The following is a 23,408-nucleotide window of genomic DNA, read 5'->3' on the forward strand; positions in this document are numbered from 1 at the left end:
CGTCCGGACGTGATCCCTTTCGTCTTTCATGGAGCAGGTCCATGGCCAATGTCGCGCATCCCGAAGGCCCGCGAGCCTCGGGCCTGAACCTTTCACGCTGGGCGGTCACGCATCAGCCGCTGGTTCTCTTCTTCATCATCGTCCTCAGCCTTGGCGGTATTTACTCCTATGCCCGCCTCGGACGCGCCGAGGATCCGAGCTTCACGATCAAGGTGATGAACATCACCGCCGTGTGGCCCGGAGCGACGGCGAAGGAGATGCAGGAGCAGGTCGCCGATCCCATCGAAAAGGTGGTCCAGGAGGTTCCGCATTTCGACAAGGTGAGAACCTATTCGAAGGCCGGCACCAGCTACATGCAGGTCAGCCTCTCGGACGCGACCCCGCCCGGCGACGTCAAGGACATCTGGTACCAGATCAGAAAGCGGGTCGGCGACATCCGGGCCCAGCTCCCGTCCGGCATGCTCGGCCCCTATTTCAACGACGACTTCGGCGACGTCGACAGCGCCCTCTACATGCTGAAGGGCGACGGCACGACCATGCGCGACCTGAAGGACGAAGCGGAGTTGATCCGCCAGAGCCTGCTGCGGGTGCCCGATGTCGCCAAGGTCCATTTCTATGGCGATCAGGACCAGAAGATCTTCGTCGAATTCAGTCACAGCAAGCTGGCGACGCTCGGCGTCACGCCAAGCGACATCTTCACCTCGATCGCCGCGCAGAATGGCGTGACGCCGGCCGGAACGATCGAGACCGCCGACGAACGCATCGCCGTCCGCCTTGACGGCGGCGTCGATGGCGTGAAGTCGATCGCCGACATCCCGGTGAGCGCCGGGGGTCGTGTCTTCAGGATTGGCGACATCGCCTCTGTCCGGCGCGGTTACGAGGACCCGCCCTCCTATGTCGTCCGCAACGAGGGCGAACCGGCGCTGGCGATCGGCGTCGTGATGGCCGACGGCACCAATATCGAGACCCTCGGCCACAATCTCGATGTGGCGATGAAGGATATCCGCGCCGACCTTCCGGTCGGGTTCCATGTGCAGCAGGTCGCCGACCAGCCGAAGATCGTCGAGGAATCCGTCGCCGAGTTCATCCAGGCCTTCGTCGAGGCACTCGCCATCGTGCTCGCCGTCAGCTTCCTCTCGCTTGGCTGGCGCACGGGCATCGTCGTGGCGCTTGCCGTGCCGCTCGTGCTCGCCATCGTCATGATCGTGCTCGACATGCTCGGCATGAGCCTGCACCGCATCACGCTCGGCGCGCTGATCATCGCCCTCGGCCTTCTCGTGGACGACGCCATCATCGCCGTGGAGATGATGGTGGTGAAGATGGAAGAGGGCTATGACCGCCTGACGGCGGCGACCTTCGCATGGAGTTCGACCGCCTTTCCGATGCTGACCGGCACGCTGGTCACGGCCGCCGGCTTCCTGCCCGTCGGCTTTGCCAAGTCGAGCGCCGGCGAATACGCGGGCGGCATCTTCTGGGTCGTCGGCATCGCTCTCATCGCTTCCTGGTTCGTGGCCGTGATCTTCACGCCCTACCTCGGCGTCAAGCTGCTGCCGGACTTCCACAAGGGCGGCCATGGCTCAGCCGGCCACGATCTCTACGCAACCCGCACCTACCGCATCCTGCGTGCCGTCATCGACTGGTGCGTCGCGCACCGCATTATCGTGGTGCTGGCGACGGTCGGCTGCTTTGCGACGGCGATCTGGGGCTTCAAGTTCGTCGAGCAGCAGTTCTTCCCCTCGTCCCCCCGGCCGGAACTCAACGTCGAGGTTCGCCTGCCGGAAGGCTCGTCCATCGCGGCGACGACGCGGGCCATGAAGGTGATCGAGGGACAGGTGGCCGGTCGTGACGACGTCCTCACCTACACGTCCTATATCGGCGCCGGATCGCCGCGCTGGTTCCTTGCCTCCAATCCGGAACTGCCGAAGTCCAACTACGGCATTCTCGTCATGGAGACGACGGGCCCCGAGGCGCGCGACCACGTGAAGGCGGATCTGGAGACGTTCATCGCCGACGGCGGCCTGCCGCAGGCACGCGTGCGCATCAATCCGCTGGAACTCGGGCCTCCGGTTGGCTTCCCCGTGCAGTTCCGTGTCATCGGCGCCGACCCGGTGGAGGTGCGCCACATCGCCCGCAAGGTGCAGGCGATCGTTGCGGAGAATCCGAAGACAAGGAATGCGCAGCTCGACTGGAACGAGCAGGCGAAGGCGATCCAACTCGTGCTCGATCAGGACCGCATCCGCGCCCTCGGCCTCAATCCGCAGGAGATTGCCAACACCCTGCAGACCCTGATCTCCGGCTATCAGGTCACGACCGTGCGCGACGGCATCGAGAAGGTCGGCGTCGTGGCAAGGGCCGTTGCCGGTGAGCGCGCCAATCTGTCCGATCTCGACGATCTGACCGTTGCCGTGCGCGGCGGGCACCCCGTGACGCTCGCTCAGGTCGCGCATATCGACTATGGCTTCGAGGAACCGATCCTGTGGCGGCAGAACCGCGACATGATGATCACCGTGCGCGCCGATGTGATCCCCGGCGTGCAGGCCCCCGACGTGTCCAACGCGATCTGGCCGAAGCTGCAGCCGATGATGGAGAGCCTGCCTGTCGGCTACCGCATCGAGATGGGTGGCTCCGTGGAGGAAAGCGCCAAGGCCAACGTGGCGCTCTTCGCGGTCTTCCCGGTGATGATCCTCGCGATGCTGACCATCCTGATGATCCAGCTCCAGAGCTTCTCCAAGCTCGCGCTGGTCTTCTCCACGGCCCCGCTCGGCCTCGTCGGCGCGACGGCCTCGTTGATCGCTTTCCACCAGCCCTTCGGCTTTGTGGCCCTTCTCGGCCTCATCGCGCTCGCCGGCATGATCATGCGCAACACCGTGATCCTCGTCGATCAGATCGGCCACGATCTCGATGCCGGCGTCGATCCGTGGAACGCCGTCGTCAACGCCACCGTGCGTCGTTCGCGCCCGGTCGTTCTGACGGCGCTGGCCGCGATCCTCGCCATGATCCCGCTGTCCCACAATGTCTTCTGGGGGCCGATGGCCGTGGCGATCATGGGCGGCCTTGCCTTCGCGACGCTGCTGACGCTGCTCTTCGTGCCGGCGCTTTACGCGCTCTGGTTCCGCGTGAAGCGGCCGGAGGTCAACCGCGAGCCGAAGTCAGTCGCCCAGGGCGAGCATCAGCTGGCCCTGCCGATCCCGACTGTTGATGGAAAAGGACAGCTGGTCGGCGCGGCGGAGTAATGCGTCTTCCGCGCCGGCCACCGCGTGCTCCCTTCTCCTTGTGAGGAGGGAGCACTTCTCTTTGTCCCGCTCCGCCAACCGCTTGCGGTTCCTTCCTTTTCCGCCCGGAGCAATTCTTTCAATTTCAGGGCACGAATGAAGATAAATTGATGTCAGGACCAGTTTTAATTAATTGATTCTGGTTGTCTTTTCTCGTTTGATCCCGATCCCGTGCAGACCCGGCCGGCCAATGGTCCGGAGCCCGTTGCACCCACTTGCCGCATGGCGAGGGGCTTTCTCCGGACGGCGAGGTCGGGCATGGTGCGCACCGAAAGAAGTGCCGATTGCGGCCGATGAGGGATGAGGAAACAGCCATGTCGAGCGATATCGAGATTGCCCGTAGCGTCACCATGAAGCCGATCGGGGAGGTGGCGACCAAGCTCGGCATTCCGGACGACGCGCTCGACAACTACGGCAAGCATATCGCCAAGGTCGACGGCGAATATCTGAAATCCCTCAAGGACAAGCCGCGCGGCAAGCTGGTGCTCGTGACCGCCATCACGCCGACCCCGGCGGGCGAAGGCAAGACCACGACAACAGTCGGCCTTGGCGACGGCCTCAACCGCATCGGCAAGAAGGCGGCGATTTGCCTGCGCGAGCCCTCGCTCGGCCCGTGCTTCGGCGTCAAGGGCGGCGCGGCCGGCGGCGGCTGGGCCCAGGTCGTGCCGATGGAGGCGATCAACCTCCACTTCACCGGCGACTTCCACGCGATCACCTCGGCGCACAACCTGCTCTCGGCGATGATCGACAACCACATCTACTGGGGCAACGAACTCGGCATCGACAGCCGCCGCGTCTCCTGGCGCCGGGCGATCGACATGAACGACCGCTCTCTGCGCGAGATCACGTCGTCGCTCGGCGGCGTTTCGAACGGCTATCCGCGCACCGACGGCTTCGACATCACCGTCGCCTCCGAGGTGATGGCGGTCTTCTGCCTTGCGACCGACCTTGCCGACCTCGAAGCGCGCCTGTCGAGGATGATTGTCGCCGAGACCCGCGACCGCAAGCCGATCACCTGCGGCGACATCGGCGCGGCGCCCGCGATGACGGTGCTGCTGAAGGACGCCTTCTCGCCGAACCTCGTCCAGACGCTAGAAGGCAACCCGGCCTTCGTGCACGGCGGCCCCTTCGCCAACATCGCCCACGGCTGCAACTCGGTCTCCGCGACCACGGCCGCGTTGGCCCTTGCCGACATCGTCGTGACGGAAGCCGGCTTCGGCGCCGACCTCGGCGCCGAGAAGTTCTTCGACATCAAGTGCCGCAAGGCGGGCCTGACGCCCGACGCGGCGGTCATCGTCGCCACCATCCGTGCGCTCAAGATGCATGGCGGCGTCGGCAAGAACGACCTTTCGAAGGAAAACGTAGCGGCCCTCGAGACGGGCTTTGCCAACCTGGCCCGTCATATCGAGAACACGAAGAAGTTCGGCGTTCCGGTGGTCGTCTGCGTCAACAAGTTCGTCACCGACACGGACGCCGAGATCGAGGCGGTCATTCGCCTCACCAAGGAGAAGGCCGGCGTCGATGCCGTTCTCTGCACCCACTGGGGCGAGGGATCCAAGGGCACCGAGGAACTCGCCAACAAGGTCGTCGCAATGCTCGACGCGCCGCGCGAGGCGCCGTTCCAGCCGCTCTATCCCTCCGAAATGGGCCTCTTGGAAAAGGTCGAGACCATCGCCAAGACCCTCTACCGCGCCAGCAGCGTCGCCGCGACACCTGCGGTCGCCAAGCGTCTGGCCGAGTTCGAGGCGGCAGGCTTCGGCCATGTGCCGGTCTGCATCGCCAAGACCCAGTCGTCCTTCTCGTCCGACCCCAATATGAAGAACGCGCCGGAAGGCCACGTGCTGCCCGTTCGCGAGGTGCACCTTGCCGCCGGCGCCGAATTCGTGGTCGCCGTCTGCGGCGACATCATGCGCATGCCGGGCCTGCCCAAGGTCCCCTCGGCGATGCATATCAAGCTCGACGAGAACGGCATGATCGAAGGACTGAGCTGAGCGATCCTCCCAAGACATCAGCCAACAGGAATGCCCCGTCTCCTCGTGAGGCGGGGCATTTTTGCTTGGGGCTCCGACCGACGCATGGCTGGCGGTTCAGGGTGGCCAATCCCTTCCCGCAGTTAGAAAAATTCTAAAGTTGAGTTAGTAATTCCACAATACTTGACAGCATCCCCCCGCTCTGAAAAGTTGGACCTGTGGCCGCCATCGAGCAGGCCGCAGCCTTTGATGTCTGGGCCTTGAACCCTTTCGATTGGAGGTCGGGGAAGATGAGGGGGTTGGCCTCGCCATGCCGCGGCGGACGTTGTCTGCGAGGGTGGAGTGCAAGGCTATGTGCGGCCCCTCGGCGCGGCCGTGGACGATGGGCGCGTGTCCGGAAGATGCCGGCTGATTTTCACGACACACAATCGGCAAGGAATGGCGCGGGGTCATGCGCCGCAAGCGGCTGCATGCATTGGGTGGCCGTCAGGTCACCCATGGGTCTTGGTCGCTGGGGCAGAGGAAGGCCCGGCGGACAAGGGCCATCGAAGGCCGGCCAACGGATTTCAGGATGACAGGACGGAGAGACGAAATGATGAAGAAGGCCCTTTGGGGAACGGGCTTGGCAGTCGGCGCCGTGATGACCGGTTCGGCCTTTGCCGCCGATGCGCCAACGCCCGAGGCGATCGTGGACAACTACATCGCCATTGCGCGCGCCGACTACGGTGACTCGCTGACGACGGCCGAAGCGCTGGACGCCGCCATCAAGACCTTCGTCGCGACGCCGACCGAGGAGAACCTGGGCGCTGCCCGCGAGGCCTGGAAGGCCGCCCGCGTGCCCTATCAGCAGACCGAGGCCTTCCGCTTCGGCAATGCCGTGGTCGACGACTGGGAGGGCCGCGTGAACGCCTGGCCGCTCGACGAGGGCCTGATCGACTATGTCGACGCCGGCTACGGCAGCGAGTCGGACGCCAACAGCCTCTATACGCTGAACGTGATCGCTCACTCGTCGATCGAGATCGGTGGGAAGACCATCGACGCCTCGAAGATCACGCCGGAACTGATCTCCGGCACCCTGCAGGAAGCCGGCGAGATCGAGTCGAACGTCGCCAGCGGCTATCATGCCATCGAGTTCCTGCTCTGGGGGCAGGACCTCAATGGAACCGGCCCCGGCGCCGGCAATCGTCCGGCCTCCGACTATGATACGGCCAACTGCACTAACGGCAACTGCGACCGCCGCATCGAATACCTGACCTCCGCATCCGAGCTTCTGGTCTCGGATCTGAAGGAAATGGTCGGTGACTGGCAGGATGGCGGCGCGGCCTATGAGGCGCTGAAGGCGAAGTCGCCCGAAGAAGGGCTTGCGACGATCTTCACCGGCATGGGCTCGCTTTCCTATGGCGAACTGGCCGGCGAGCGCATGAAGCTCGGCCTCCTGCTGCACGATCCGGAAGAGGAGCACGACTGCTTCTCCGACAACACCTACAACTCGCACTATTACGACATCGTCGGCATCCGGAACGTCTACTTCGGCACCTACACCCGCGTCGACGGCAGCAAGGTCGAGGGCCCGAGCCTCAGCGCCCTGCTGGAGGCCAAGTCTCCCGAAGTCGCGACCGAACTGCAGCGCAAGCTCGACGCCACGCTGGCCGCAGCCACGGCGATGAAGGCGCGCGGCGAGACGGTCGAGGCCTATGACCAGATGATCGGCGAAGGCAATACGGAAGGCAACGCGGTCGTCCAGACGGTCATCGACGGCCTTGTCGACCAGACCCGCTCGATCGAGCGCGGCGTCTCGGCGCTGGGTCTTTCGGAGATTGCGTTCGAGGGCTCCGACAGCCTCGATAGCCCGGATTCGGTCTTCCAGTGAGATGAAGCGGGGGAGGAGGCTGTAGCTTCCTCCCCTATACCGTTTCGGCTGAACAAAGCCGATGGGCACGTTGGCAGAGATCGAAAAACACCGCTGGACGGAGCGGCGTCTTTCTTCAATGACAGTGGGATGCGGTGAAGGGGCGCCGCTCTGGGGAAGATTTTGGCGATGATGATGCATTGGCGGGCCGCCCGTTTCTTGCTGCTGCCGGCCGCGATGGCCGGCTTGCTTGTTTCCACCGCCCTGGCGGCCGACAGTGGACCGATGTCCTGGCGTGACGATCTCTCCCCCAAGGACCGCGCGCGCGTTGCCAAGGTAACGGCCGAGACGGACGATTTTTCAAAGTCGGAGAAGTTCGAAGCGCTGCCCGGCGGCGCGACGACCAATCGCAAGGTCTTCGACCGGGACGCCTTTTCGCAGTTCTCGTCCAATCTGAGTTTCGCCGGCGAGGAAAGCTTCAAGCTTGGCAACGGCCTGTTCCGCCGCCTCTGGGTGTCGTCGCCGTCGTCGACGCAGGCCGCCGACGGCCTCGGACCGCTCTATAATTCGCGCGCCTGCCAGAGCTGCCATCTGAAGGACGGCCGCGGCCATCCGCCGGGGGTGACCGATGCGGAAAGCTTTCTGATACGCCTCTCGGTGCCGGGACCGAACGGTCCGGTCGACGACCCGACCTACGGCGGCCAGCTTCAGGATGTGGCTGTTCCCGGCCTGCCGGCCGAAGGGCACATCAAGGTCACCTATCAGGAAGAGCCGGTGGCGCTGGCCGACGGCACGGTCGTCTCCCTGCGCAAGCCGACATACGAGATCGACAACCTCGGCTACGGCCCGATGGGCAAGGGGATCATGATGTCGCCCCGTGTCGCCCAGCCGATGATCGGCCTCGGGCTTCTGGAGGCCATCCATCCCGGCGATATCGAGGCGCTGGCCGACCCCGACGACAAGGACGGCGACGGCATTTCCGGCCGCATCAACCGGGTTCATGACGACCGCACCGGCAAGACGGTGATGGGCCGCTTCGGCTGGAAGGCAGGGCAGCCGACCATCGAGCAGCAGAGTGCTCACGCCTTTGCCGGCGACATGGGCCTTTCGTCCGAACTCATGCCTGCGTCCACCGGCGACTGCATGAAGGGCGGCGAACAGAAATGCTTCGACATGCCGAGCGGCGTTCAGGCGAAGCTCGGTCCCTATGAAGTTCCGCCGGACATGATGGACCTCGTCGTCTTCTATTCCCGCAATCTGGCGGTCCCCGCGCGCCGCAACGTCGACGACCCGGTCGTGCTGCACGGCAAAGAAGTGTTCGACGAAGCCGGCTGTCCGGCCTGCCATCATCCGAAATTCGTCACCCGCCGCGATGCGTCGATGAAGGAACTCTCCTTCCAGCTCATCTGGCCCTTCACCGACATGCTGCTGCACGACATGGGCGAGGGGCTTGCAGACAACCGGCCGGAGGCGGGCGCCAACGGGCGGGAATGGCGCACGGCGCCGCTCTGGGGCATCGGTTTGACCGAGGCGGTCAACGGCCATACGCTCTTCCTGCACGATGGGCGGGCGCGCAACCTGCTCGAGGCTGTTCTTTGGCATGGCGGCGAGGCGCAGGCGTCGAGGGATCATGTCGCGAGCCTCGACAAGGCCGACCGGGACGCGCTGATCAAGTATCTGGAGTCGCTTTGATGATGAATGGGCCGGGGAGTGCCGCCTTTCTGGCCGGCACGCTTCTGTTGACCTGCCTGACGCCTGTTGCCGCTCTGGCCCAGGCGCGCGGCGAAGGCTCCACACAGGCTGCCAATCTCTCCGAAGCCGAATTCGGGGCGATTGTCGCGAATGCCATCGACGGAGAAATCCGCCCCGGCTTCAAGGCGCTCGCAGCCAAGGCGGACGTCTTTTGGGACGATGCCAAGGCTCTCTGCAAGGCGCCAGACGCCGCTCATCTGGACACGGCTCGCAAGGCCTTCGCCGCAACGGTCACCGCCTGGTCGCGCGTCGAGTTCTGGCGCTTCGGTCCGCTGATGGAAGAGCACCGACTGGAGCGGATGGCCTTCTGGCCGGATGCCCGCAGCCTCGGCCTCAAGCAGGTGCAGGCCGCTCTGGCGAAGAAGGACGACACGGCGACAAGCGTGGAGAGCCTTGTCCAGAAGTCCGTGGCCATGCAGGGCCTGACGGCGCTCGACTACCTGCTCTACGGTTCCGGTGCCGAGACGCTTGGCAAGGCCGACGATGCCGGCGGCGCCTATCGCTGCCATTACGCCGAGGCCGCCGCAGCAAACGTAGCCGACATGGCCGGCCAGTTGCAAACCGCCTGGACCGGCCCGGACGGCGCCGCGGCGCTGTTCGAAAAGCCGGGCTCCAACAACCCGCTGTTCCAGACGTCGAAGGAGGCGGCCGGCGAACTCTTCCAGCAGGTTGCGACAGGACTTGAGATCATCGGCGACCACAAGCTGAAGGTCGCGCTCGGCAAGAGTGTCGACGACGCCAAACCGAAGCTCGCCCCCTTCTGGCGCTCGGGCCTGACGATGGCGACCGTTGCGGCGAATTTCGAGGGCTTGCGCGGTCTTGTGGAAGCGAGCGGCGCCGGCAAGAAGCTCGATCCCTCGCTGGAATGGCTCGACAACTCGATCCGCTTCGAATTCGACAATGCGATCGACGCGGCCCGCAAGCTGGATAAGCCGATCGAGGACGTGGTGACAACGCCTGACGACCGCAAGCTTGCGAGCTATCTCGTGCTGAAGACCCTCAGCATCCGCGACAACGTGGGGTCGGATCTCGTTGCCGGCATTGGTCTTGAAAAGGGCTTCAACTCGCTGGATGGCGATTGATCCGGCGGGACTGTTCCAAGGATGAAGTGATGTCCATCAGCCGACGCCATTTTCTGGGTCTTGCGGCGGGCCTTTCCGTGGTCGGCCCGCGACGCCTCTTTGCCGCCGGTCCTGATGGCGCGCCGCGCTTTGCCGCCTGCGCCCGGCTGCCCGACGGCAGCTTTGCGGCCGTCCTGATCGACGATGGCGGGCGTATCCTCGGGAGCCGACCGCTCCCCGACCGGGGCCATGAGATCGCTATCGACCAGACGAGCGGCCGGATGGTCGCATTCGCCCGCCGGCCCGGCAGCTTCCTCGCGGTCTTCGAACCGGACTTCAGACAGGCGCCGAGGATCGTCGCCGCCGCGCAGGGGCGCACCTTCTACGGTCATGGCGCCTTCAGCCCGGACGGCAAGATTCTCTACGCCACCGAAAACGACTATGACGGCCAGCGCGGCGTGATCGGCCTTTACGATGTCGCCGACGATTTCCGGCGCATCGGCGAGTTCTTCTCCGGCGGCGTCGGCCCGCATGAACTCCAGTTGATCGACGGTGGCAGGACGCTGGCGATCGCCAACGGCGGCCTCGACACATCGCCGGAATTCGGCCGGATGAACCTCAACACGGCGGAGATGAAGCCTTCGCTCGCCCTCGTCTCGACGGATGGGGGCAAGGTGCTGGCCAATCACGACCTTGGCGCCGATCTCAGCCAGCTCTCGATCCGCCATCTGGCGACGGACCGCTTCGGCGCGATCTGGTTCGGCTGTCAGCACGAGGGGCCACGGACCGAACTGCCGCCGCTCGCCGGCCGCGTCAGCCAGTCGGGCAAGGTCGAACTCTTCACCTTGCCCGAAGAGTTGCGAGTGCGGCCGCGCAACTATATCGGCGCGGTGTCTGCCAGCGGTGACGGCGAGACGGTTGCCTTCTCGGCCCCGCGCGGCAATGTTGTCTTTGCCTTCGACGCGGCGAGCGCCCGCTTTGCCGGCATGTCGGATCTAGCGGACGGTTGCGGCATCATCCGCGGGCCCGGCGAGCACGACATCGTCGGTGCCGGCGGCATGGGCGATGTCGTCAGCTTCGAATTCGGCGACAAGGCAGTCGAGCGCAGGGAAGTCAGGAAGGACGATCTTTCCTTCGACAATCACCTGACCTTGCTCTGAGGCGGAGGCGCCCTAAAGAGGTTTGCCGTTGATACGGATCACAGAGTCCGTTTGACTTCTTGCTGAAGCATCCAGTTGCCCGAAAACCGGAATCCACTTTTCGGCTGGATGCTCTAGCCCGCCATCTCGTGACGCCAGGGCGGATTGGCGCCCGGCCGCGAGACCGTGACGGCGGCGGCGCGAATGCCGAAATCGACGCAGGCGGAAATCTCCTTCGCCGTCATCGCCTCAAGCTTTTCGCGGCTCAAATAGCCGCCCTCGTAGAGCGCCGTCAGGAAGCCGCCCTGGAAAGTGTCGCCGGCGCCGATCGTGTCGGCCACCTCCACCTTGCGGGCGCCGACCTGCAGCTTGCCGGCTCCGGCGTGATAGACAGTGACGCCGTCGCCGCCGCGCGTGATCAGCACGATCGCGGGACGGATTCCGAGCCATTCGGCAGCCTTTGCATCCCAGTCCGCATCATCGAACAGGAACTCGAAGTCGACATCCGACATGCGCAGGATATCGGCGTGGGCGATCAGAGCCTCGATCCGGCGGCGATAGTCGTCGCGGTCCTTGGTGAGCGTCGGGCGGCAGTTCGGATCGAGCGCGACGATGGTCTTGCCGGCGGCCTCGGCAACCATCTTGGCGGTCTCCGAGGACACCGGATCGTGGATCAGCGTCGTCGAGCCGACATGAACGGCGGCAATCCTGGAAAAGTCGATCGAGCCCGGCGTGTAGGTCCAGCGGCTCGCGGCCGTCGCCTCGTCATAGAAGGCATAGTGCGGCTCGCCATCGACAATGCGCACGAAGGCGAGCGTCGTCTCCGAGGCACTGCGGGTCAGGTAGTCGAAGCTGACATTTGACGCCTTGAGGTGATCGGCCAGCATCGCACCGAACATGTCGGTGGAAATGCCGGCAACCAGGCCCGACGGCGCACCAAGCCGGCCGATCGCGACAGCGATATTAAGACACGAACCGCCGACCGCCGGCACATAGGCGTCGCGGCCGTCAGCCGATTTCACGGGGACGAAGTCGATAAGCGCATCGCCACAGACAAGGAGCAAGGGAGCCTCCTGAATTTTTTCTCGTTCCTAACGACAATTGCCCACCTCCGCAATGATTTCGATGGCGCCGGCAGGCGGCCTCGGACGTCCCTATGTCCTCTTGACGATGTGATCACATCAAAATAAAGATCAAAACAAATCGAATGAGGGCCGGATGGCACGGGTCACACTCAAGGACGTGGCGGAAGCAGCGGGCGTCAGCATCGCGACGGTCGACCGTGTTCTGAACGGACGCGCGGGGAACGCCTCGCGTAGCGCCGTTCGCGTGCAGGAGGCGATCAACCGGCTCGGCTACGCGCCCTCAGCCTTGTCAGCCCGGGTGGATGCGGCGCGCCGCCGCTTCGTCTTCGTGCTGCCCTCCGGCGAAAATCCCTTCATGTCGAGCCTCAGCGAGGCGGTCGGGAGTCTTTCCGACTGGATGACGCTCGAAGGGGCGGTCTACGAGACGGTCCGTGTGGACGTTTTCGACGGCGCGGCGCTCGCCGCCGCACTGGACGGACTGGAGCGCGACGGTCTTGCCGGGGTCGCGCTGGTGGCGCTCGACCATCCAATGGTGCGCGAGGCGGTCAATCACCTCCATGCCGCCGGCATTCCGGTCGTCACGCTGGTCTCCGATCTTCCGGGATCGCGCCGGGCCCGCTACGTCGGCATCGACAACATCGCCGCCGGCCGGACGGCCGGAGCCCTGATGGGACGCTTCATGGGCGGGCAGGGGGCGGAGGTTGCCATCGTCGGCGGCTCCTTCGATCTTCGCGACCACGTCGAGCGCCAGCTTGGCTTCAAGCGCGTCCTGGCCGAGGAATTTGGGAATGTGCGCGTCGTCGATGTCCGCGAGGGCCGCGATGATCGCGAGACGACCCGCCGCGCCGTCGAGGCGCTTCTCGCCCGCCATCCGGACCTTGCGGGCATTTACAGTGTCGGCGCCGGCAATGCCGGGATCGTCGAGGCGCTGAAGGCCAACGGCCGGGCCGGGAAGACGTTGCTGATCGCGCATGAACTGACGGCCGAGAACCGGGCGGCGCTGCTCGCCGGCGCCATGCAGGCCGTGATCAACCAGGATTGCGGCCACGAGATCCGGTCAGCTGCCCGGGTGATGCGGGCGCTCGCGTCCGGTACGCCCATCGTGGCCGAGCAGGAACGCATCCGGATCGACGTGTTTCTCAGAGAGAATTTGCCCTGAGGCGCCGAAGGCGTCCGCTGAAGGGTCGGCCGATCGGCGATCGGGTCGAAAGAGGGAAGGAAACCGAAGCACCATGTATATCGGCATCGACATCGGCACCTCGTCGGTGAAGTCCGTCCTGATCGGAGACGATCAGGCGATTGTGGCAAGCGCCAGCGTGCCGCTGGAGGTTTCGCGCCCGCATTCCGGCTGGTCGGAGCAGAACCCGGGCGACTGGGTGAGCGCCACCTTCGCCTCGCTGGACGAGCTTGCCCGCACGCATCCGAAGGAAATGAGTGCCGTGACCGGCATCGGCCTTTCCGGCCAGATGCACGGCGCGACGCTTCTGGGCGCGGACGACAAGCCCTTGCGTCCGGCGATCCTCTGGAACGATGTGCGCTCGTCCGCCGAATGCGCGGAACTGGAAGCCCGCTGCCCGACGTCCCGCGACATCGCCGGCAATATCGCGATGCCTGGCTTCACCGCTCCGAAGCTGCTCTGGGTGAAGAACAACGAGCCCGAGGTCTTCGCGCAGGTCAGAAAGGTGCTGCTGCCGAAGGACTACGTGCGGCTTCATCTGGTCGGCGACTATGTCTCCGACATGTCGGACGCCGCCGGAACGCTCTGGCTCGACGTCAAGGCGCGTGCTTGGTCGGACGCGCTTCTCGCCGCAACGCATCTCACGCGCGATCACATGCCCTGGCTCGTCGAGGGAACGGATGTCTCCGGTCGCCTGAAGCCGGATCTTGCCGCTCGTTTCGGAATGGCCGGCCAGCCCGTTGTGGCGGGCGGCGGCGGCGACAACGCGGCGAGCGCCATCGGCATGGGCACGGTCACGCCCGGCGCGGCCTTCGCCTCGCTCGGCACCTCCGGCGTGCTCTTTGTCTCCAACGACCGCTTCTCGCCCAATACCCACGGCGCGGTTCATGCCTTCTGCCACGCGCTGCCCGACACCTGGCACCAGATGGGCGTCATCCTGTCGGCAACCGATAGCCTCAACTGGCTCTCGGGCCTCCTGAAGATCTCGGCCTCCGACCTTGCCGGAGCGCTCGGCGACAAAGTCACCGCGCCGTCTCCGGTCCTTTTCCTGCCCTATCTTTCCGGCGAGCGGACACCGCACAACGATGCAGCCGTCCGTGGCGCCTTCGTTGGCCTTGCCCATCAGAGCGATGCCGCGACGATGACCCAGGCCGTGCTGGAAGGCGTCGCCTTCGCCTTCGCCGACTGCCTGCGCGTTCTCGGAGATGCCGGAACGACAGTGCCGCGCGCGGCGGCGATCGGCGGCGGTTCGCGCTCCAACGTCTGGCTACAGATCATGGCCAACGTGCTCGGCGTCCCGCTCGATGTGCCGCGCGATGGCGATTTCGGCGGCGCTTTCGGTGCGGCCCGGCTCGGCCTCATTGCCGCGACCGGCGCCGATCCGTTGAGCATTGCCACCCCGCCGCCGACCGAGCGGACCATCGATCCGGAACCGGCGCTAGTTGCCGCCTATGCGGACCGCTACGCCCGTTACCGGGCCTTCTATCCCGCCGTTCACGCCGCCTGCGCGTGAGTTTTCAGGAACACGTCAACAGACGCCGGCAAAGGCGCCGGCACCCAAAGGAGAAATCGTCATGAGTTCGGGATTTTTCGGCGACGTCGCCCCGATCAAGTTCGAGGGAGCGGAGAGCAAGAATCCGCTGGCCTATCGCTGGTATGACAAGGACCGCGTCATCCTCGGCAAGCGCATGGAAGACCATCTGCGCTTTGCCGTCTGCTATTGGCACTCGCTGACCTTCGCCGGTCTCGACCCCTTCGGCGGCATGACCTTCGAGCGGCCCTGGTTCCAGCCCGGCGACGAGATGGCCATGGCGCGTCTCAAGGCCGATGTCGCCTTCGAACTGTTCCAGATCCTCGGTGTGCCCTTCTTCACCTTCCACGACCGCGACATCGCGCCGGAAGGCAAGAGCCTTGCCGAATCCAACAAGAACGTTCGCGAGATTGCCGACATCTTCGCCAAGAAGATCGACGAGACCGGCATCAACCTGCTCTGGGGCACGGCCAACCTCTTCTCGAACCGCCGCTTTATGGCGGGCGCGGCCTCCAACCCCGATCCGGACGTGTTCCTCTACGCGGCGGCGCAGGTGAAGAACGTCTTTGACGTCACCCGCGAGCTGGGCGGTCAGAACTACGTCCTCTGGGGCGGCCGTGAAGGCTACGAGACGCTGCTCAACACCTCGCTGAAGCGCGAACTCGACCAGCTTGGCCGCTTCCTGACGATGGTCGTCGACTACAAACACAAGACCGGCTTCAAGGGCGCGATCCTGATCGAGCCGAAGCCGAAGGAACCGTCGTCGCACCAGTACGACTACGACGTCGCCACCGTCTACGGCTTCCTGAAGGCCTACGGGCTGGAAAAGGAAGTGCAGGTCAACGTCGAGCAGAACCACGCGATCCTCGCCGGCCACAGCTTCGAGCATGAACTGGCACTGGCCGCCGCCCTCGGCATCTTCGGCTCGGTCGACCTCAACCGCGGTCACTACCAGCTTGGCTGGGACACGGACCAGTTCGGCATGAACGTGCCGGAACTGACGCTGGCGATGGTGGAAATCCTGCGCGCGGGTGGCTTCACCACCGGCGGGTTCAACTTCGACGCCAAGATCCGCCGCCAGTCTCTCGATCCGGTGGACCTTGTCCATGGTCACGTCGGTTCGATGGACGCCATGGCAAGGGCACTGGTTGCCGCCGCCGCCATCGTCGAGGACGGCGAGTTCGATGCCGAGGTTGCCAAGCGCTATGCGGGCTGGGACGAGCCGATGGGTAAGGCGATCCTTGCCGGCGACATGACGCTGGAGGACTGCGCCGCCCATGTTGCCGGTTCGAACCTCGATCCGAAGCCGGTGTCCGGGCGCCAGGAGTATCTGGAAAGTCTCGTCAACCGCTTCTGCTGAGCCGGTTGACGCAAGCGTTGAAGCAAGAAAAACGGCGGCCGAGTTTCGGCCGCCGTTTCGCGTTTCGTGTGCTTGTGGTCGCCGTCAGACGGTCGGCGGCCTGCGGCCGGTGACAAGGCCGTAGATGAGCGAGATGGCGAAGAGAACGATCGCCACGAAGAAGATCAGCTTCGCGATGCCGATGGCCGTACCGGCGACGCCGCCAAAACCAAGAACTGCCGCGATCAGCGCGACGATGAGGAAAGTAAGAGCCCAACCGAGCATGTCTTTTCTCCTTCCGTGATCCTGTTGTTGTCTGGTCCAAGAACGGATGGGGGTTCGTTTGGTTCCCAAAAGATGCGGAGGGACGAAGCCGGCGCCGTCACATCTTGCGGCCGTGCGCCGGAATGACGAGGCGAGCGGACCGGGCAAGCCGAAGCCGTTAGGCATGGGCCGTCGTGAAGGATTTTCACCGGCAGTGAAATGCAGTAAGCCTCAAGTCTGTCGCGCGGTCGCCGGATTTTGGTCTCGCGCGGCAGCCATTGTCGCCAACCGAAAATTGATTCTTGGGTTCTATCGATTGGGCCATCGCGCCGATGGCGCTCGTTTCAGATGGCGGCCTGCCGGCCGCGCAGGGGAATTGCTGAATGCTGCGTCGTCTTTACGACTGGACCATGTCGCTTGCCGCGAGCCGTCATGCCGTAACCGCCCTTGGCGCGATCTCCTTCATCGAAAGCTCGGTCTTCCCGATCCCTCCCGATACGCTTCTGATCCCGATGGTGATCGCCGAGCGCCGCCGCGCCTGGTGGTATGCGACGCTGGCCACGATCTCATCGGTGCTCGGCGGGATCGCCGGCTATCTGATCGGCGCTTTTCTCTTCGACCAGGTGGCCTGGCCGATCCTCACCGCCTATGGCTATGCCGACAAGTTCGAGACGTTCCGTGGCTGGTACAACGACTGGGGCGTCTGGATCGTGCTTGTCGCGGGCGTCACGCCCTTTCCCTTCAAGGTGATCACGATCGCCAGCGGTGCGACCGGCCTCAACATGATCGTCTTCGTCCTTGCGAGCATCATTGCGCGAGGCGCCCGCTTTTTCGCGGTCGCTGCGTTGCTCTATGTCTTCGGTCCGCCGATCAAAGACTTCATCGAGCGCCGTCTCGGTCTTGTCTTCACGGTTGCGATGGTGCTGCTGATCGGGGGCTTCGTCGTCGCCCGCTACGCGGTCTAGAGCGGCGGGCAATCATACGGCTTGGCGCGGGTGCCCGGCACGCCGCTCGTCATCCCTGGATCCGGTGCGTAAGGGTCTCGTTCCTGCGCTTTCGCTCGAACGCATGATGCTCGAGCCGCGCCTGGCCGGCCTCGCCAAGGGCCGGCAGCGAAATGACACCACTGGTCCGCTCAACGGACCTGGCGGCCGGGATCGACTGTCCGCAATATCCTGCTTAGCGACTGGAAGATAAGGACGATCGTCCCGACTGCGTATTTTTGCGGATCGTGAAAAGGTGCCGTTCGGCACCGTCCAGTTCTTCCGTCGATATCTTTATCTTCACTTTCGTTTGGCGGCGTTTTTGCCTCCGTCGCCGGCAAACCGTGCGGAATTTACGCAATTTTCACAGAGTTACTCTCAAATTCCAAGGGAATAGCGGCCATCCGACGCATCTCAGCCGATGGCGTCTGTCTCGGTCACAGGCGGCAGCGGTGCATGGATCTTGCGCCGAGAGGTGGCCTTGGGAGTGAAAAAACATGAAGCTGTCGATCCGAAATGTTCTCATCGGCCTCAGTCTGGTCATGACGACGTTGCTCCTTGCCTTCGGCGTTCTGTCCAACAGTTCGATCGATGCACTGGAAGCCCGTCTGACCGATGTCGACCAGCACTGGCTGCCGAGCGTTTCGATCATTCATGAGCTGAAGACGAGCGTGGCCGACTACCGGATCGCCGAAAGCACCAACATCCTCTCCTCCGATCCCGAGCAGGCGGCCGATGCCCAGGCGCGCATCGAAAAGGCGGCTGCCGAAATCGATCGCGACCGGTCGATCGTGGAATCGCTCCTGACGACTCCCGAGGAACGGGCGGCCTACGACGAATTCTCCGCGCTCTGGGGCGACTACCAGAAACTCCACGACCAGATGATGGAAATGACGGCAATGTTCCGCGTCGAGGATGCATCGCTGTTCTACAAGCAGGACATGGCGACCGCCTACCAGGCGATGACGGGCAAGCTGGTCGATCTCGGCGCGATGAACGGGCAGGGCCTGCAGGCGGCCTTTGCCGTCAGCAGCGACGTGCATGACCGCGCCATCATGCTGAACACCGTCATGACGATCTTCGGCACCGTCATCGGTATCGGCGCGTCTGCCTTTGTCCTGTTCCGCGTCAGCAGGCCGCTGAGCGGGCTTGCCGACGCGATCGACAACGTCGCGAAGGGACACTATGACAGCGCCATCCGGGGCACGGCGCGCAAGGATGAACTGGGCACGATGGCGCGCGCGGTCGACAGCTTCCGCACCTCTCTGGCGGAAGCCGAGAAGGTTCGGGAGGAACAGTCGCGCCGGGATGCGCTGGCCGCCGAAAAGGCGCGGGAAGAGCGCTCGAAGATTGCGGACCGGCTGATGGAACGTGTCGGAGGGCTCGCCGAACTCTTCCTTTCGTCGTCGAAGGAGGTGCAGGAGGCCGCGACGAACATGTCGACGACGGCCGAGCAGACCTCGCAGCAGGCCCGCGCCGTTTCGCAGGCCGCCGAGAATGCGTCCGGCAACATGCAGACGGTCGCCGCCTCCACCGAGGAACTCGCCGCATCCGTTCAGGAAATCAACGGTCAGGTGACCCATTCGGCCACCGTTGCCGACAATGCCTACCGCGAGGCGGAGACCGCCAGCCGCCACGTCACGACGCTGGCCGATGCGGCCTCTGCGATCGGCGACGTGGTCAATCTCATCAAGGGCATCGCCGACCAGACCAACCTTCTGGCGCTCAATGCCACCATCGAGGCGGCAAGAGCCGGCGAGATGGGCAAGGGCTTTGCCGTTGTCGCGCAGGAGGTCAAGCAGCTCGCCTCGCAGACCGCCAAGGCAACCGACGAGATTTCCCTGAAGATCGGCGAGATGCAGACGGCGACCGGTACGGCCGTCGCCTCGATCGAGGAGATCGTCCGCACCATCGCCGACGTCAAGGAAATCGCGGCCACCATTGCCGGGGCCGTCGAGGAGCAGGGTGCAGCCACGGGCGAGATTGCCGGCAACACGCACCGCGCCGCCAGCGGAGCGAGCCAGGTGACGTCCAACATCGCCGGCGTCGGGCAAGCGGCGGAAATGACGGGAGCCGCCTCCGGCCACCTGATGGACCTGTCTCAGGGCCTGTCGGAAAAGGCGGCCGATCTGCGCGCCGCCGTCGAGGGCTTCGTGCAGGAACTTCGCGCTGCCTGATTCCCTGTCTTGATGGCTGGAACAATTTGACGCCGGTGCGCTCGTCGCGCCGGCGTCTTCGTTTTGGCACGGCGCGGCAATGAAACCGACTTGCGCGAAGTCCGGTGGACGCCGTACCTATGATCAGACGCGATCGTGAGCCCAAGACCCAGCGAAGAGCCAGATGAAGCCGACCAATCCGATTTTCACCGGCATGCCGACGACGATTTTCGAGAAGATGTCGGCGCTGGCCCGCGAGACAGGTGCCATCAATCTCGGTCAGGGCTTTCCGGATGTGGACGGTCCGGAGGAAATCAGGGCAAAGGCCGCCGAAGTGGCGCTGGCCGGCCCGAACCAGTATCCCTCGATGATGGGCATCCCGGAATTGCGGCAGGCGGTCGCCGCCGCAAACAGGCGCTTTTACGGCCTTGATATCGACTGGCAGAGCGAGGTGCTCGTCACCTCCGGGGCGACCGAGGCGCTGGCGGACGCGATCTTCGGTCTCGTCGCACCGGGCGACGAGGTCATCGTCATCGAGCCCTTCTACGATTCCTATGTGCCGATCATCCGCCAGGCCGGCGGCACGCCCGTCTTCGTGCGCATCACGCCGCCGGGCTGGGAGATCGACGTCGAGGCGCTGGCCCGGGCCTTCTCGCCGCGCACCAAGGCCATCATCATCAACGACCCGATGAACCCGGCCGGCAAGGTCTTCTCGCACGGCGAGTTGCAGGCGATCGCCGATCTTTGCCTTGAGCACGACGCCTATGTGATCGCCGACGAGGTCTACGAGCACCTGACCTTCGACGGCCTGAAGCACGAGACGCTGATGGCCTTTCCGGGCATGCGCGATCGGGTGGTCAGGATCGGCTCGGCCGGGAAGACCTTTTCGCTCACCGGCTGGAAGATCGGCTATGTGACGGCCGCGCCGAACCTGCTCGGACCGGTTTCGAAGGCGCACCAGTTCGTAACCTTCACGACGCCCCCCAATCTTCAGGCCGCCGTCGCTCATGGTCTCGCCATGCCCGACAGCTATTTCGAAACGCTGGCGAGCGAACAGGCGAGGAAGCGCGACCGTCTCTCGGCGGGTCTGCGTGCCGCTGGCTTCGAGGTCATGGCCTGTCAGGGCACCTATTTCGTCACCACGGACACCGGCCCGCTCGGCCTCGATGACGACGCGGAGGCCTGCATGCGGCTGACCCGTGAGGCTGGCGTGGTCGCCGTGCCGGTCTCGGCCTTCTATGCCGGATCAGCGCCGACGCGCTTCATCCGCTTCTGCTTCTGCAAGCGCGACGAGGTGCTCGACGCGGCGGTGGACCGTCTTGCCAAGTGGCTCAGGAAGGCCGCCTGACCGGGCAGATCGGCGACGTCAGGCCAATTCTTATATCCATGGAGTTTCGGGACACATGTCCAATCCGGTTCTGGTCGAGGTGACTCGTGGCGGCGTCGTCGAAAGCCGCCATCGCGGGTCCGTTGTGGTGGTCGATGCCGATGGGCGCGATGTTCTGGCGCTCGGCAATGTGCGTGCGCCCGTCTTTCCGCGCTCGGCCATCAAGGCCTTTCAGGCCCTGCCGTTGATCGAGAGCGGCGCTGCCGACCGCTTCGGCTTCGGCAACGCCGAAATCGCGCTCGCCTGTTCGTCGCACAATGGCGAGGCGGCCCATGTGTCGACGGCGCGCCGCATGCTGAAGGCCTGCGGCTGCGACGAGGGCTGTCTCGAATGCGGACCGCAGGCACCCGAACGGGAGGCCGACAAGGCGCGCCTTGCCCGCTTGCAGGGACGCCCGGCGCGCATCCACAACAACTGCTCCGGCAAGCATTCCGGCTTTATCGCGACCGCCATGGCGATGGGCGTCGATCCGACCGGCTATTCCAAGCGAGGCCATCCGGTGATGGACGGGGTCATCGACGCGGTCTGCGACATGGTCGGCGACGTCTTCGCGGAGGACTATTGCGGTCTCGACGGCTGCTCGATCCCGACCTTCGCCGTGCCGCTGACGGCGACGGCCTATGGCTTTGCCAAATTCGCGACAGGTGCCAAGCTTGGGCCCGAACGGACGAAGGCGGTGGCCCGCATTCGCGAGGCCGTCTTCGCGGAGCCCTTCATGGTCGCCGGTACGGGGCGCTTCTGCACGCGCGCCATGACGATCCTCGGCAAGCGGGCGTTTGTGAAGACGGGCGCGGAAGGCGTCTTTACTGTGGCCCTGCCGGAGCAGGGGCTTGGCATGGCGATCAAGATCGACGACGGCGCCACTCGGGCCTCCGAAGTGGTGACGGCCGCGGTCGTCTCGACATTTCTCAAGCTTGGCGATGGCGCGCTCGATGCGCTGATTCATCCGCAGGTGCTGACGCGTCTCAACGAAGTCGCCGGCGAGATCCGGCCCGCCGAGGCACTGGTGAAGGCGCTCGACGCAGCGTGATCAACTGATCCGGTTCTCGCCGATGGTGAGATTGGAGAAACGCACGGCGCTGGCGACCGAGAGATCCTCCGTCACGACCTCGCCTTCCAGCATGCCCCGGATGGCGCCGTCTGTCGTGTTGGAGATCATGTTGGCCGAAAGCAGGGTGTGACCTGCCGTGTCGGCCACGGAAACGCCGATGCCGATGCGCCCGCCGCGCAGCACGTTGCCGGTGGCGACGATTTCGTCCGCACTTTGATCCGTTCCGGCGATGAGCGCGATTCCGGCGGCGTTTTCGACCACGTTGCCGGTGATTGTCGCGCTGGTCTCGGCAACGAGGCCGACACCGGCCAGCCGGTCATCCTCGGCGCCGCCGCTGATGTTGCGGATCACATTGCCCTGGCAGACATGGGAGCTGCCGGGACCGCCGGGGCCGGCGAGATGAAGCCCGGTCGCCGCGCCATCGACGATGTTGGAGGAGATCAGAGCGCCGTCGCATCCGTCGCTGACGAGGATGGCGGTCCGCCCGGCACGCATGACGCTGTTTCCGACGACCTGGACGTTGGGGCTCGCGACCGCCTTGACTGCGTTTTCGGCGCAGTCGGCAATGCGGTTGCCCGAGACTAGGACGCCGCCGGCCTGGACGATGAGAATGCCCGTGCCGGCGCCCTGATCATCGCCCCGCAGGGTTGCGATGTCCGCGATGCGGTTGTTGGTGATGGTGGTGCCGTCGTCGGCCGCGGTCCAGCGGCGGATCACGATGCCGGCCTTGCCGCAGCCGCCGATCTCGTTGCCGGAGATGGAGAGGCCGGCCGATTCCTCGCTGGTGATGGCGCTGCCGATGGCGCCGGACAGGCTGTTGCCGACAATCCGGCCGGAGACCCGCGTGAGCGCGAGCGCGTGGCCGGCAGAGCCGACGACAGAGCAGCGTTCCATGGAGAAATCGGCGACGGTGCGGAAGGAAAGAAGGCCGCCTTCGGGGTCGTCGAGCGCCCGGTTGGCGCCATCCATCACGATACCTTCGAGGCCAATGCTGGAACTGTCCTCGGCATAGAGAAGCTTGCCGCCGCCCGAATAGACGAGACGCGACTGACCAGCAACGCCGATAATGCGGACGCCTGCCGGAACGCGGATGTTGCTGACCTCGTAGCGCCCGGCGGGCAGGAAGAGCGGCTTGCCTTGTTCGCCCGCGCGGTCGAGGGCCTCCTGCATCACGCGGCTCTGGTTCTCGCTTGCAGCTTCGTCCAGCTGGACGGACGCCTCCGGCCGCGTGAAGGAGCCGCGCAGAACGGCCGCGCCGTCGCCGGACCGCTCGGAATGAGCCGGCGTCAGGATCAGGCCGGTGCCGATGCTGGCCGCTGTGCCATAAAGAAACGCCCTGCGATCCATCTTGATACAAACTCCCTCGTCTTGTGACGTGAGGAGCAAGGAGCG

General features: G+C 64.9%; 16 protein-coding genes. 13 read left to right on the plus strand and 3 right to left on the minus strand.

What is annotated here, in order from left to right; all coding sequences use genetic code 11:
- Positions 1–41 precede the first annotated feature (41 nt).
- The 6 genes from HDIA_RS06375 (at position 42) to HDIA_RS06400 (ending at position 11,064) form a co-directional block, all read left to right on the plus strand.
- Positions 42–3,233 carry an efflux RND transporter permease subunit gene (locus HDIA_RS06375; protein WP_099555401.1) on the plus strand — a complete coding sequence of 1,064 codons (3,192 nt, stop codon included), beginning with the start codon at positions 42–44 and terminating at the stop codon, positions 3,231–3,233.
- Between the two features lie 353 nt (positions 3,234–3,586).
- Positions 3,587–5,263 (plus strand): formate--tetrahydrofolate ligase, encoded by a 1,677-nt coding sequence (locus HDIA_RS06380; RefSeq protein WP_099555402.1) that lies wholly within the window; start codon positions 3,587–3,589, stop codon positions 5,261–5,263.
- Between the two features lie 571 nt (positions 5,264–5,834).
- Entirely contained in the window at positions 5,835–7,112 is a 1,278-nt protein-coding gene (locus HDIA_RS06385; RefSeq protein ID WP_099555403.1) for an imelysin family protein, read from the plus strand.
- 171 nt (positions 7,113–7,283) lie between these two features.
- On the plus strand, positions 7,284–8,783 hold the full coding sequence (locus tag HDIA_RS06390) for a di-heme oxidoreductase family protein (RefSeq protein WP_425432940.1): 1,500 nt from the start codon (positions 7,284–7,286) through the stop codon (positions 8,781–8,783).
- Positions 8,783–9,925 carry an imelysin family protein gene (locus tag HDIA_RS06395; protein WP_099555404.1) on the plus strand — a complete coding sequence of 381 codons (1,143 nt, stop codon included), beginning with the start codon at positions 8,783–8,785 and terminating at the stop codon, positions 9,923–9,925. The genes HDIA_RS06390 and HDIA_RS06395 overlap by 1 nt, the downstream gene beginning before the upstream one ends.
- Before the next feature lie 29 nt (positions 9,926–9,954).
- Entirely contained in the window at positions 9,955–11,064 is a 1,110-nt protein-coding gene (locus tag HDIA_RS06400; protein WP_099555405.1) for a DUF1513 domain-containing protein, read from the plus strand.
- A 113-nt stretch (positions 11,065–11,177) separates the two neighbouring features.
- On the opposite strand, the gene HDIA_RS06405 is transcribed toward HDIA_RS06400, so the two are convergent.
- Positions 11,178–12,107, minus strand: coding sequence for a carbohydrate kinase family protein (locus HDIA_RS06405; protein ID WP_099555406.1), 930 nt, complete (start codon positions 12,105–12,107; stop codon positions 11,178–11,180).
- A 154-nt stretch (positions 12,108–12,261) separates the two neighbouring features.
- Here HDIA_RS06405 and HDIA_RS06410 point away from each other — a divergent pair, with 154 nt between their 5' ends.
- From HDIA_RS06410 to xylA, 3 genes are all read left to right on the plus strand, one after another.
- Positions 12,262–13,287 (plus strand): LacI family DNA-binding transcriptional regulator, encoded by a 1,026-nt coding sequence (locus tag HDIA_RS06410; RefSeq protein WP_099555407.1) that lies wholly within the window; start codon positions 12,262–12,264, stop codon positions 13,285–13,287.
- 73 nt (positions 13,288–13,360) lie between these two features.
- Entirely contained in the window at positions 13,361–14,818 is a 1,458-nt protein-coding gene (gene xylB, locus HDIA_RS06415; protein WP_099555408.1) for a xylulokinase, read from the plus strand.
- Between the two features lie 61 nt (positions 14,819–14,879).
- Complete coding sequence (xylA, locus tag HDIA_RS06420) at positions 14,880–16,196, plus strand: xylose isomerase (protein ID WP_099555409.1); 1,317 nt, start codon at positions 14,880–14,882, stop codon at positions 16,194–16,196.
- An 84-nt stretch (positions 16,197–16,280) separates the two neighbouring features.
- Here the strand turns inward: xylA and HDIA_RS06425 are convergent, their stop codons facing one another.
- Positions 16,281–16,460: a DUF1328 domain-containing protein gene (locus tag HDIA_RS06425; protein WP_099555410.1), complete on the minus strand. Its 180-nt coding sequence runs from the start codon at positions 16,458–16,460 to the stop codon at positions 16,281–16,283.
- A gap of 362 nt (positions 16,461–16,822) precedes the next feature.
- Between HDIA_RS06425 and HDIA_RS06430 the strand changes: the two genes are divergently transcribed.
- The 4 genes from HDIA_RS06430 to HDIA_RS06445 all read left to right on the plus strand — a co-directional run bounded on the left by HDIA_RS06430 (position 16,823) and on the right by HDIA_RS06445 (position 21,995).
- Entirely contained in the window at positions 16,823–17,404 is a 582-nt protein-coding gene (locus HDIA_RS06430) for a YqaA family protein (protein WP_099555411.1), read from the plus strand.
- A gap of 515 nt (positions 17,405–17,919) precedes the next feature.
- Positions 17,920–19,599: a methyl-accepting chemotaxis protein gene (locus tag HDIA_RS06435; RefSeq protein WP_099555412.1), complete on the plus strand. Its 1,680-nt coding sequence runs from the start codon at positions 17,920–17,922 to the stop codon at positions 19,597–19,599.
- A 163-nt stretch (positions 19,600–19,762) separates the two neighbouring features.
- On the plus strand, positions 19,763–20,926 hold the full coding sequence (locus tag HDIA_RS06440) for an aminotransferase (RefSeq protein WP_099555413.1): 1,164 nt from the start codon (positions 19,763–19,765) through the stop codon (positions 20,924–20,926).
- Between the two features lie 55 nt (positions 20,927–20,981).
- Positions 20,982–21,995: an asparaginase gene (locus HDIA_RS06445; protein ID WP_099555414.1), complete on the plus strand. Its 1,014-nt coding sequence runs from the start codon at positions 20,982–20,984 to the stop codon at positions 21,993–21,995.
- On the opposite strand, the gene HDIA_RS06450 is transcribed toward HDIA_RS06445, so the two are convergent.
- Positions 21,996–23,363: a TIGR03808 family TAT-translocated repetitive protein gene (locus tag HDIA_RS06450; protein ID WP_157775380.1), complete on the minus strand. Its 1,368-nt coding sequence runs from the start codon at positions 23,361–23,363 to the stop codon at positions 21,996–21,998. It abuts the gene before it with no gap.
- Positions 23,364–23,408: the final 45 nt, after the last annotated feature.

This window comes from Hartmannibacter diazotrophicus (genome assembly GCF_900231165.1).
In the GTDB taxonomy this organism is placed as follows: Bacteria; Pseudomonadota; Alphaproteobacteria; order Rhizobiales; family Pleomorphomonadaceae; genus Hartmannibacter; species Hartmannibacter diazotrophicus.

Bases quoted from the DNA above. Each gene is read 5' to 3' on its own strand.
- HDIA_RS06375 (WP_099555401.1), top strand. From the start codon at position 42: ATGGCCAATGTCGCGCATCCCGAAGGCCCGCGAGCCTCGGGCCTGAAC.
- HDIA_RS06450 (WP_157775380.1), bottom strand. From the start codon at position 23,363: ATGGATCGCAGGGCGTTTCTTTATGGCACAGCGGCCAGCATCGGCACC.
- xylB (WP_099555408.1), top strand. From the start codon at position 13,361: ATGTATATCGGCATCGACATCGGCACCTCGTCGGTGAAGTCCGTCCTG.
- HDIA_RS06435 (WP_099555412.1), top strand. From the start codon at position 17,920: ATGAAGCTGTCGATCCGAAATGTTCTCATCGGCCTCAGTCTGGTCATG.
- HDIA_RS06390 (WP_425432940.1), top strand. From the start codon at position 7,284: ATGATGCATTGGCGGGCCGCCCGTTTCTTGCTGCTGCCGGCCGCGATG.
- HDIA_RS06410 (WP_099555407.1), top strand. From the start codon at position 12,262: ATGGCACGGGTCACACTCAAGGACGTGGCGGAAGCAGCGGGCGTCAGC.
- HDIA_RS06400 (WP_099555405.1), top strand. From the start codon at position 9,955: ATGTCCATCAGCCGACGCCATTTTCTGGGTCTTGCGGCGGGCCTTTCC.
- HDIA_RS06395 (WP_099555404.1), top strand. From the start codon at position 8,783: ATGATGAATGGGCCGGGGAGTGCCGCCTTTCTGGCCGGCACGCTTCTG.
- HDIA_RS06385 (WP_099555403.1), top strand. From the start codon at position 5,835: ATGATGAAGAAGGCCCTTTGGGGAACGGGCTTGGCAGTCGGCGCCGTG.
- HDIA_RS06380 (WP_099555402.1), top strand. From the start codon at position 3,587: ATGTCGAGCGATATCGAGATTGCCCGTAGCGTCACCATGAAGCCGATC.
- HDIA_RS06425 (WP_099555410.1), bottom strand. From the start codon at position 16,460: ATGCTCGGTTGGGCTCTTACTTTCCTCATCGTCGCGCTGATCGCGGCA.
- HDIA_RS06445 (WP_099555414.1), top strand. From the start codon at position 20,982: ATGTCCAATCCGGTTCTGGTCGAGGTGACTCGTGGCGGCGTCGTCGAA.
- HDIA_RS06430 (WP_099555411.1), top strand. From the start codon at position 16,823: ATGCTGCGTCGTCTTTACGACTGGACCATGTCGCTTGCCGCGAGCCGT.
- HDIA_RS06440 (WP_099555413.1), top strand. From the start codon at position 19,763: ATGAAGCCGACCAATCCGATTTTCACCGGCATGCCGACGACGATTTTC.
- xylA (WP_099555409.1), top strand. From the start codon at position 14,880: ATGAGTTCGGGATTTTTCGGCGACGTCGCCCCGATCAAGTTCGAGGGA.